Origin of the sequence: Streptococcus sp. CCH5-D3 (assembly GCF_001556435.1) — a bacterium.
Classification (GTDB): domain Bacteria; phylum Bacillota; class Bacilli; order Lactobacillales; family Streptococcaceae; genus Streptococcus.
Genome location: NZ_LSIW01000014.1, coordinates 1 through 771, shown reverse-complemented (window position 1 = coordinate 771; position 771 = coordinate 1). Strand labels below are relative to the sequence as shown.

Here is a 771-nt window from a genome sequence, read left to right as displayed (position 1 = left end):
CAACTGCTGAACCAACAACATCAACAGATATCCAAGGTGCTACACAAACTGGTAAGCCAGTATTTACTGAAGGCGACAGCCGTGTGCCAATGAACGATGATGTTCCAGCAACATTTGACGATGGCTCAACGACTAAGACTGTAGAAGGTGTTGGTACTTACACAGTAGCTGCAGATGGAACAGTAACCTTCGTACCAGAAAAATCATTCGTCGGTACTGCACCAGCTGTAACAGTGGTTCGTGAAGATAAGAACGGAACCAAAGCTTCTGCAACTTATACACCAACCGTAACACCAGTTACACCAACTGCAGAAGATACAACATCTACTGACAAACAAGGTCAAACGCAAACAGGTACACCAACCTTCACACCAGGTAATCCAAATGTTCCAATGGATGATGATACACCTGCAACATTTGAAGATGGCTCAACTACGAAGACCGTTCCTGGTGAAGGAACTTACACAGTTGCTCCAGACGGAACCGTAACATTTGTTCCAGAAAAATCATTCACTGGAGAAGGTACAGGCGTAACGGTTAAACGTGTCGATAAGAACGGTACTCCAGTTACTGCTAAGTACACACCAACTGTGACTCCAGTAACCCCAACAGCAACTCCAGCTGAATCAGAAGCACCTCAAGGTGTGGTTCAAACTGGAACTGTGACCTTCACCGAAGGTGACCCAGTTGCACCAATCGATAAGGATACCATTACTCTTCTTGATGAAAATGGTCAGCCAGCAGCATCAGTAGAAGCGAAATCACCAGCAG

1 pseudogene is annotated in these 771 nt (G+C 45.5%); it reads left to right on the top strand.

What is annotated here, in order from left to right:
* Positions 1 to 771 (top strand): annotated as a pseudogene (locus tag AX662_RS00490) (CshA/CshB family fibrillar adhesin-related protein); the annotation flags it as partial.